The organism is Nonomuraea corallina, assembly GCF_027620315.1.
In the GTDB taxonomy this organism is placed as follows: domain Bacteria; phylum Actinomycetota; class Actinomycetes; order Streptosporangiales; family Streptosporangiaceae; genus Nonomuraea; species Nonomuraea corallina.
On sequence record NZ_JAPNNL010000238.1, the window covers coordinates 1 to 9,167 of the forward strand.

Sequence of the window (9,167 nt, forward strand, 5' to 3'; positions counted from 1 at the left end):
TCCGCCACCTTCTGCTCGGCGAACGCCAGGCGTTCCCGCAGCGCCGGGCCCAGCTCGGGTTCGGCCGCCACGTCGTACGGGACGTGCAGCAGCGAGCACGACGTGCTCACCACGACCTGCCCCGCGAACGCGCGCACCGCCTCCAGCGCACGGGCCGCCCGCTCCGGCGGCGTCCGCCACACGTCCCGGCCCGACACCACCCCGGCCACCACGGTCCTGCCCGCGAGCGCCTCCAGCCCGTCGAGGCCGCCGCGCACCAGGTCCACCCCGACGGCCTCCACCGGCGTCGCCGCCAGCACCGGCAGCGCCTCCCCGAGGTGCCCGAAGTACGAGGCCACGAAGAGCCCCGGCCTGGCCGCCACGTTCCCCAGCCGGTCGTAGGCCGTGCGCACCGCCGCCAGCTCCGCCGGCGTCCGGTCCGCCACCAGCGCGGGCTCGTCGAGCTGCACCCACGCCACGCCCTCGGCCGCCAGCGCCCCCAGCAGCTCCTCGTAGCAGGCGAGCACGTCGTCCAGCCGCGCGAGCGCCGCCGCCGGGTCCGCCGACAGCAGCAGGAACGTGACCGGCCCGACCACCACGGGCCGCGTCTCGTACCCCAGCGCCCGCGCCTCCCGCACCTCGCCCAGCGGCTTGGCCGCGTCCAGCTTGACGGCCGTCTCCGGGCCGACCTCGGGCACGATGTAGTGGTAGTTCGTGTCGAACCACTTCGTCATCCGCAACGGCGCGAGCCCGTCGGTGCCGCGCGCCATCGCGAAGTACGGGTCCGCGGCCTGGAGATAGCGCTCCGGCACTGCGCCCAGCAGCACGGCCGTGTCCAGCACCTGGTCGTAGAGGGAGAACGTGTTCGACGGCAGCCCTTCCAGGCCCAGACCGGCCAGCCCGCGCCAGGTCCGCTCCCGGATCGCGGCTCCCGCCGCCTCGAGGTCCTCGCGGGTGGACCGGCCGTCCCAGTACGACTCCAGGGCGTGCTTCAGTTCCCTGCGAGGGCCGATCCTCGGGTAGCCGAGCACGGTGGACTGCGGGAAGGCGGACATCGCATTCGCTCCTCAGGTGATCGTGAACGTCTGGGCATCGTGCACGGCCTCGCCTGCTTGGTGCATCATCTATTCGTGTCGCTTATGGCCAGGGAGATGCAGTGCTTCGTCAGGGTGGCGGCGCGGCTCAGCTTCTCCGGCGCCGCGGCCGACCTGGGCCTGTCCCAGCCCGCCGTCAGCCAGGCCGTCGCCCGCCTCGAACGCGCCAGCGGCGTCCGCCTCTTCGAGCGCACCGCCCGCGCGGTGCGGCTGACGGCGGCCGGGGTCGCGCTGCTGCCCTACGCCGAACAGGTGCTGGAGTCGGCCGCCGCCTTCGCGTCCGAGGCGTCGCGGCTGGCCCGGCCGGTCATTCACCTGGCTTATCCACCGCTCGCCGGTCCGCTGGCCGCCCGCATCGCGCGGCGGATGGCAGGACGCACCCCGCCGGTGGCGGTCGAGCTCCATCCGGCGGGCCGGGCCGCCGCCGTGGCCGCCCTCGACGAAGGTCAGGCGTCCGCCGCGATCCTGGCCACGCCGGCGCCGGCCCGCTTCGTCACCGCCGCCCGCTTCCACGTCACGGTCGACCACCTCGCGGTCCCGCCCGCCCACGCCCTGGTGTCCCGGGCCCCGGTCCGGCCGGGGGAGCTGGCCGGGCTCGTCGTGCTGACGCCCGGCGGGAGACGGTGGGAAGGGCTGCCCGGACATCCGCGCACGGTCCGCGACGACGACTTCGCGGCCGCGCTCGACCTGGTCGCCGCCGGGACGGGAGTGCTGCCGATCCCGCACCTGCTGGTGCGGAGCGTGCGCCGCGACGACGTGGTGTTCGTGCCGCTGGAGGGCGCCGGCCTCCAGCTCACGTACGCGCTGGCCTGGTCCAGGGAGCGGGTCACCAACGAGCTGCTGGCGCTCGTCCAGGCGACGCAGGACGCGCTGTGGACCAGGTGATCAGGTGAGGTTCTTCAGCGCCTCCCGGCGGCTGAGGCCCGAGATGCCCTTCGCCCGTACGTAACGGACCACCTCGTCCGGGTTCGTCTTGGCGTACTCCCGCAGCGCCCACCCGATCGCCTTGCGCGCGAAGAAGTCGTTGTCCGACAGGCTCGGCTCGATGCACGCGTACAGCAGCGCCGTGTCCGTACGGGACCTGAACCGGTTCTGGCAGAGGATCGCCGTGCGCCGCTTCCACAGGTCCCCGGCGTGCGCCCACTCCAGCATGAGCGGGCGCATCGCGTCGGGGAAGGCCGCCAGCAGCCCGCCGACGCGGTGCGTGGCCAGCTCGTCCACCAGGTCCCACCAGGCGCCGCTGACGATCATCTCTTCGTACATCGGGACGGTGGAGAGGGTCTGGTAGGCGCGGTAGAGGCGGAAACCCGTCAGCTCGATCGCGGCGTAGCGCTCCTCGCGGAACTCGGCCTCGCGCCACAGCCGCAGCACCGCCTGCCGCCACTCCGGCGCGGTGCCCAGGGGATGGCCGGCGAACACCTGCCTGAGCGCCGCCCGCCGCGGCCCCGCCTGGACGCCCAGGAACGGCATCGCCGACTTCATGTAGGCCCGCATGGCGGCTGCCTTGTCCGGCTCGGCCGCCTTCCGCAGGGCCAGCCGCACCTCTTCGGTCAGGCTCATGCCCGGTGCGACGTCCGGTGGCCGGTGGCCAGACCGTCGAACAGGACGGTGACGAAGTGCTCGGCCAGCTCGCCGGTGTCGAGCCTGCCGTCGGGACGGAACCAGCGCACCGCCACCCAGATCGTGTCGCGGATCATGCGGTAGGTCACCTTGGGGTCGACGTCGTCGCGGAGCTGCCCGGCCGCCTGGCCGGCCCTGATCTGCGACACCCAGATCTGCTCGACCTCCTCCTCGGCCTTGACCAGGTAGTTGAACCGCTCGAACTGGCGCAGGTAGTTCCAGTCGTTCTGCATCACGGTGATCGCGGCGCGGTGCGGCTCCAGCGTGGCGAACCCGATGCGGACCATCTCCGTCAGCACCGTGCGCGGGTCGGAGCCGCCGTCGACGGCGGCGCGGTAGCGGGCGGTGACATCGTCGAGGAAGGTGGACAGCACCTCGTCGACGATCGCCTCCTTGGAGTCGAAGTGGTGGTAGAGGCTGCCCGAGAGGATGCCCGCCTCCTGGGCGATCTGCCGGACGGTCGTGGCCTGGAATCCCTTGCGCGCGAAGAGCTCCGCGGCGAGTTTGACGAGGTGCTCGCGGCGCTCGGACGCCGCCCCCGAGGAGGCGGCGCCGGGGCGTTTCGTCTGGGTGGTGGTGCCGCCGGAGTTCTTTCGCGTTGTCACGGTCACCATTATGCGCCCTCTACCAAGCGCTTGGTGATCGACCGGATCCGCCGACCCTGCCATTATCCTGCGCTCCCCGCCCGCGCCGGACCCGGGGTGAACCGGTTCCGGCGGGAGGCGGGCCCGCGTGTCGTGGCCGCGGTTCGTCCTCCGGTGGTTCGTCCTGCGGAGGGACGGGGTGACGTTCGGTAACGCCTCTAGCAAATAAGAAACTTTCCTATTAGATTGCGGTTCATGCCTCTGAGCCGCGATCTCCTCCGCCTGACCGACGCCGTTCTCCTGCCGGGTTTCGCGGGACACGAGCCGCCCGCGTGGGTGCGCCGCAGGCTCGCCGACGGGCTGGCCGGGGTGGTGCTGTTCTCCCGCAACATCGCCGGCCCCGAGCAGGTGGCCCGGCTCACGGCGGCGTTGCACGCCGAGAACCCGCACGCCCTGGTCGGCATCGACGAGGAGACCGGCGAGGTGACCAGACTGGAGGCGGCCACCGGGAGCAGCCGCCCCGGCGGGTACGCGCTCGGCGCGGTGGACGACCTCGCCCTGACCGAGGAACTCGCCCGCGACCTGGGCCTGGACCTGGCCGCCGCCGGGATCGGCATCGACTTCGCGCCCTCCGCGGACGTGAACTCCAACCCCGACAACCCGGTCATCGGGCTGCGGGCCTTCGGCGCCGACCCCGAACTGGTCGCCCGCCACACCCGGGCGTTCGTCCGGGGCCTGCAGTCGGCCGGCGTCGCCGCCTGCGCCAAGCACTTCCCCGGCCACGGGGACACCTCGGTCGACTCCCACCACGGCGTGCCCGTCGTGTCGGACGGCGACATCGAGCAGGCGCTGCTGCCCTTTCGCGCGGCCATCGCCGAGGGCGTGCGGGCCGTCATGACGGGGCATCTGCTGGTCCCGTCGTACGACCCGCACCTGCCCGCCACGCTCAGCCCCAAGGTCCTGACCGGCCTGCTGCGCGAGGAGCTCGGGTTCGACGGGATGATCATCACCGACGGGATCGAGATGACCGCCGTCTCGGGCCCGTACGGGATCGGCGGGGCCGCAGCCCGCGCCATCGCGGCCGGGGCGGACGCCATCTGCGTCGGCGGCGAGAGCTTCGACGAGGCCACGGCGGCCGGGATGCGCGACGCCATCGCCGCGGCGGTGACGGACGGGCTGCTGCCCGAGGAACGACTGGCCGACGCCGCTCGCAGGGTCCGCGAGCTGGCGCTCTGGGCCACCTCGGGCAGCACGGCGGACCCAGCGCGGAGCGCGGCGGGAACGTCACATGACGGCGCGGGAGCAGGCGGCGGGGGGGTCGGGCTGGTGGCGGCGCGGCGGGCGCTCCGCGTCACCCGCCGGTCCGGCTCGGCGCCGTTGCCGCTGTCCTCCGCGCCGCACGTCGTGGAACTGGCTCCCGAGACGCACCTGGCCATCGACAAGGCCACCCCCTGGGGCGTGGCCGCGCCTCTCTCGGGGCTGCTGCCGGGTACCACCGCGACCCGGTTCGCCGCCGGAGAGGCGACCGGAGCGGCGATCGAGGACCTGCTCGCCGGGGCCATCGGCCGCCCGCTGGTGATCGTGGTCCGCGACGCACACCGGCACGCCTGGCAGGCCGAGGCGCTGCTCCACCTGCTCAGCGCCCGCCCCGACGCGGTGGTGGTGGAGATGGGCCTGCCGCACCGCGCGGACCTCGGCGCCGTCCACATCGCCACGTACGGCGCCGCCCGCGTCTGCGGCCAGGCCGCCGCCGAGGTGCTCGCCGGCGGCCTGTGAGGTCACCTCAGGGTCGAGCGAGCGGCGGGGGAGAGACGCAGCCGGTGCGGGGGCGCCGTCACGAAGGTGTCGAGTGCGGGCGGGGGGACCTCGTCCTCCGCCCGGGCGAAGCGGGTCAGCCAGACGAACACGTTCTCCCCCTCACGTACGGGCAGCGCCGGGAACGTGTTGGCCGCGGGCTCGGTCTCGAAGCAGGCGATCGGCGGCGCTCCGGCCTCGACCAGGGCGGGCGCCACCTGTGAGGCGAAGTGCGCGGCGAACCCGTCCTCGACGTGACAGATCGTGGCGACGTACAGGGACGTGGGGAGCGCGGTGGCGCCGACCGGCGGGCGCGTGGCGTCGGCGGTGAGGGGGCGGGGCCAGGGCCAGGCGGGGACGGCGGGAGCGGAGACGGGCCGGAGCAGGAGGACGTCGTCGGAGTCGATCATGGTGGCGTTGGCCGCGTCGCGGTGCGCCTTCCAGACGGGACCCGAGTAGAAGGCGGTGAGTGCGGCCCTGCGCGCCTCCATGTCGGGAAAGGCGCGGATCCAGGGGTACTGGTCGGGGTCGTCCGTGTTCCTGAAGTGGCCGACGATCCGCATGCCCGCCGCCTCCTGCGGCTCGACCAACTCCCGCTCGAACAGCTCGATGAGGGTGTCCCGCAGACCAGGGCGCAGCGTGTACTGGCGAAGCTCATAGATCACGCGGTGACGGTAGAGGGCTTCTCATGACATCCTCCGTCAGTGATAGCCGCAGAACAATCTTCTGATAACTCAATGCCCTGTGATCGCTACGCAGAGTTATAGGATCGCTCTGGCTTTGGCCTCCCTCAGGTCAAGGCGGGTCGATGAGGGCGTTCGCCACGCCCTTCCCCTACGAAGGAGCTGAAGTGATCAAGAAGTTGTGCGCCACGGGCCTCCTGACGGCGGCTGTCGGCGTGACGGTGACGGCCGCGCCCGCGCACGCCGACCGCTGGAGCGACAACTGGAGCACCAACACGTCGTCGTGGCAGGCCGGCAACCTCTTCTCCCGCGTCGGCGCGGCCAACCACGGCTGGGGCCGGTCGGTCAACGTCAACAACCTCAACGGCTACGCCTTCACGGCCGCCCACGGCAGCACCGCCGTGACCTTCATCTTCTTCTGAACCGGAAGGACCCGACAGACATGATCAAGAAGTTCGCCCTGATCGGGCTCACGGCCGCCGGTGTCGCCCTCCTGGCCGCCCCCGTCCACGCCGACCCCCGGACCGGCAACGGCAGCCGCAACTCCGAGTCGTCCCAGACCGGCAACAACTTCAGCAACATCGGCACCAGCAACCGCGGCGGCGGCGCCGCGGCCAATGTGACCACCATCAACGGCAACGCCGTCGTGCCGACCAACCGCGGCTGGGCCCGCGTCGGCGTCGAGGTCGACTAGCGGATGGAGGCGCCCGCGCCGCCCGGGGGCGTGGGCGCTACCATCGCCGGATGGTTCTGTGCGCGTACGTCACCTTCGACGATCCGGATGGCCACGACGACGAGCGGGAGACCGTCCTGGAGGCCTGGCGTCACACCGGCATCGACGGGCGCGCCGAGCGCTGGGACGACCCGGAGGCCGACTGGAGCGCCTACGACGCCGTCGTCGTCCGGTCCGCGTGGGACTATCTCGACCGCAGGGACGAGTTCCTGGCCTGGGCCCGCCGCGTGGAGGGGGTCTCCCGGCTGCTGAACCCGGCCGTCGTCCTGGAGTCCAACACCGACAAGACCTACCTGCGCGACCTCGGGGTGCCGATCGTGCCCACCCACTGGTCCTCCCGGGACCTGCCGGATCACGAGGAGTACGTCGTCAAGCCCGCGATCTCGGCGGGCGCCCGCGACACCACCAGGACCGCCGACCGCGCGGAGGCGGCGGCCCGCGCCGCCGCTCTGGAGGCCGCCGGTCGCACCCCCATGGTCCAGCCCTACCTCCACATGGTCGAGTCGGAGGGCGAGACCTCGCTGCTCTACTTCAACCGCCGATTCAGCCACGCCGTCCGGCGCTCGCCCATGCTGGCCCCCGGCATGACAGGCGCGGACAACGTCCGGGCGCGGCCGCGCACACCGGCCCCGGACCAGGTCGAACTCGCCGAGAAGGTGCTCGCCGCCATCCCGCAGCCCCTTCTGTACGCCAGGGTCGACCTGGTCCGGCTCCCCAGCGGCGACCCGGCCCTGATCGAGCTGGAGCTGACCGAGCCGTACCTCTACCTCCACCAGGCCCCCGGGTCCGCCGCCAGGTTCGCCGCCGCGCTCCGCGAGCTGCTCTAGGCCGTGATGCCGCCGTCCACCGGGATGACCGTCCCGGTGAGGTAGGCGCCGGCTCGCGAGGCCAGGAAAATCGCCGTGCCGGCCATGTCGTCGGCGCGTCCGATGCGGCCGAGCGGCACGTTCGCGGCGATCGAGGCCCGGGTCGAGGGGTCGTTCAGGGCGAAGGCCATCATCTTGGAGTCGAACGGTCCCGGAGCGATCGCGTTCACCGTGATGTGCTCCGGGGCCAGCTGCCTGGCCAGGTGCCGGGTGAGCATGTGCACGGCGGCCTTGGTGGAGGAGTAGGCGTACGTCTCCATGACCGGCACCCTGATCCCGTCGACCGAGCCGACGTTGATCACCCGTGCCGGGTCGTCCTCGCCCGCGGCCTCGCGCAGCCGGGGCAGCAGGCGCTGGACGAGCGTGAACGCGCCTTTGACGTTGATGTTCCAGAGCTTGTCGAAGGCGTGCTCGGGATACTCCTCCAGCGGCGCGCCCCAGGTGGCGCCCGCGTTGTTGACCAGGACGTGCAGCGGCCCGTCGACGGCCGACACCAGCGCGTCCACCCCCTCGGGCGTGGACAGGTCGGCGACCACGGCGGTGCAGCCCAGCTCCGCGGCGGTCTTCTCCACCTCGGCCGCCTTGCGCGCGGAGATGATCACCTCTGCGCCCGCCGTCACGAACCCGGCCGCGATCATGCGTCCGATACCCCGGGAGCCGCCCGTGACGACCGCCGTCTTGCCTTCCACCGAGAACAGAGTCATGGTCCGGAGCATGCCATACCGACCGGTTGGTCGCCATGCCGGCAGGCTCGGCCGCCGTCGCGAAGGCGCCGGCTGGACCGCCGGCTAGACCGCCGAGGGCAGCGCGCGTCTCCCCGTGAGGCCGAGCCCGACGGTCAGGACGGCCAGGAGGACTACCTGGGCGAGACCCGTGATCAGGAAGGGTCCGTACGCGTCGCTCAGGTCCATGAGCCGTACCGCCATGAGGAGCGCCGCGAGCATGGCCAGGGCGAGCCGCCACGGCGCGGACGACCTGCGGACCGCGCAGACCACCGCGCCCGCCGCCAGCGCTGACACGCCCACCCCGACGGGGTCCGTCCACAGCTGCGACCACGTCCCGGGGGCGGTGTGAGGCAGGAAGACCCCCGCGACGCCGCCCGCCGCGAGCGGTGCCGCCGTCCGGTGCCACGGCAGCGCCACCGGCCGGGCGTCGCGATGGTGGCCCAGCAGCAGCACGAGCACCAGGACCGTCGTGAGGGTGAGCCACATGAAGGTCTGCGGCCAGGGTGCGGGATCGACGGCGAGGCGGACGGCGGTGGACCCGGCGACGGCGACCAGGGCGAGGACCGCGATCCGCCCGGCCGTCCTGGAGTGGCCGCGCGCCAGCGTCGTGAACGCCACGACCCAGCAGCCCGACTCGACCGCGTCCAGCAGGAAGAGCAGCCGGTCGGCCGAGCCCGGCGCCCCGGTGAGCAGGTCGCCCGCCTGCTGGACCCCCGCGAGCACCGCGCTCCCTTGGTGGACCGCGGTGAGCACCGAGATCGCGGCGAGGAACGCCAGGCCGAGCAGGGCCATCAGGCGCACGGCCGCACCGTGGGCGAACGCCCGGGGTGCGGCGTCCGGACCGCCGAGCCGCAGCCGCACCGCCAGCGCGACCACGCTGCCCACCTCACCCCAGCGAGGGCGCGGGTTGTCCGCGTCGGGCGCGTGGCCCGCCGCCTCCAGGAACGCCGCCACCATCTCGTCCTCGCGCTCGCGCCGGTAGCTCTCCGGCAGCAGACGCAGCACGGCGCGGTAGCGCCGCTCCAGCAGCTCGTCCTCGTTCATCCGATGCCTCCCGTACGGGCACCCGGCGAGAAGGGGACCAGAGCG

The 9,167-nt window shown here is 73.0% G+C and carries 10 protein-coding genes and 1 pseudogene; 5 read left to right on the forward strand and 6 right to left on the reverse strand.

Annotation, left to right across the window (positions count from 1 at the left end; all coding sequences use genetic code 11):
* Positions 1-1,034: pseudogene (locus tag OUY22_RS34005) on the reverse strand (5-methyltetrahydropteroyltriglutamate--homocysteine S-methyltransferase); the annotation flags it as partial.
* An 84-nt stretch (positions 1,035-1,118) separates the two neighbouring features.
* Between OUY22_RS34005 and OUY22_RS34010 the strand changes: the two are divergent.
* Complete coding sequence (locus OUY22_RS34010; RefSeq protein WP_270159404.1) at positions 1,119-1,958, forward strand: LysR family transcriptional regulator; 840 nt, start codon at positions 1,119-1,121, stop codon at positions 1,956-1,958.
* On the opposite strand, the gene OUY22_RS34015 is transcribed toward OUY22_RS34010, so the two are convergent.
* Entirely contained in the window at positions 1,959-2,633 is a 675-nt protein-coding gene (locus OUY22_RS34015) for a DNA alkylation repair protein (protein ID WP_270159396.1), read from the reverse strand.
* Complete coding sequence (locus tag OUY22_RS34020) at positions 2,630-3,307, reverse strand: TetR/AcrR family transcriptional regulator (protein ID WP_408638247.1); 678 nt, start codon at positions 3,305-3,307, stop codon at positions 2,630-2,632. Before OUY22_RS34020 ends, OUY22_RS34015 begins: the two co-directional genes overlap by 4 nt.
* Before the next feature lie 225 nt (positions 3,308-3,532).
* Here OUY22_RS34020 and OUY22_RS34025 point away from each other — a divergent pair, with 225 nt between their 5' ends.
* Positions 3,533-5,053 (forward strand): glycoside hydrolase family 3 protein, encoded by a 1,521-nt coding sequence (locus OUY22_RS34025; protein ID WP_270159398.1) that lies wholly within the window; start codon positions 3,533-3,535, stop codon positions 5,051-5,053.
* A gap of 2 nt (positions 5,054-5,055) precedes the next feature.
* On the opposite strand, the gene OUY22_RS34030 is transcribed toward OUY22_RS34025, so the two are convergent.
* Positions 5,056-5,736, reverse strand: a complete 681-nt coding sequence (locus OUY22_RS34030) for an NIPSNAP family protein (RefSeq protein ID WP_270159399.1) — start codon at positions 5,734-5,736, stop codon at positions 5,056-5,058.
* Positions 5,737-5,921: 185 nt separating this feature from the next.
* Between OUY22_RS34030 and OUY22_RS34035 the strand changes: the two genes are divergently transcribed.
* The 3 genes from OUY22_RS34035 to OUY22_RS34045 are packed head-to-tail and all read left to right on the forward strand — an operon-like array spanning position 5,922 to position 7,314.
* On the forward strand, positions 5,922-6,176 hold the full coding sequence (locus tag OUY22_RS34035) for a hypothetical protein (RefSeq protein ID WP_270159400.1): 255 nt from the start codon (positions 5,922-5,924) through the stop codon (positions 6,174-6,176).
* Positions 6,177-6,196: 20 nt separating this feature from the next.
* Positions 6,197-6,448, forward strand: coding sequence for a hypothetical protein (locus tag OUY22_RS34040; protein ID WP_270159401.1), 252 nt, complete (start codon positions 6,197-6,199; stop codon positions 6,446-6,448).
* A gap of 50 nt (positions 6,449-6,498) precedes the next feature.
* Positions 6,499-7,314 (forward strand): ATP-grasp domain-containing protein, encoded by an 816-nt coding sequence (locus OUY22_RS34045; RefSeq protein WP_270159402.1) that lies wholly within the window; start codon positions 6,499-6,501, stop codon positions 7,312-7,314.
* Here the strand turns inward: OUY22_RS34045 and OUY22_RS34050 are convergent.
* Both OUY22_RS34050 and OUY22_RS34055 read right to left on the reverse strand, forming a co-directional pair.
* Complete coding sequence (locus tag OUY22_RS34050) at positions 7,311-8,057, reverse strand: SDR family oxidoreductase (protein ID WP_270159403.1); 747 nt, start codon at positions 8,055-8,057, stop codon at positions 7,311-7,313. The genes OUY22_RS34045 and OUY22_RS34050 overlap by 4 nt on opposite strands.
* Before the next feature lie 84 nt (positions 8,058-8,141).
* Positions 8,142-9,167: hypothetical protein (locus tag OUY22_RS34055; protein ID WP_408638248.1), on the reverse strand; the 1,026-nt coding region annotated here is incomplete at its 5' end.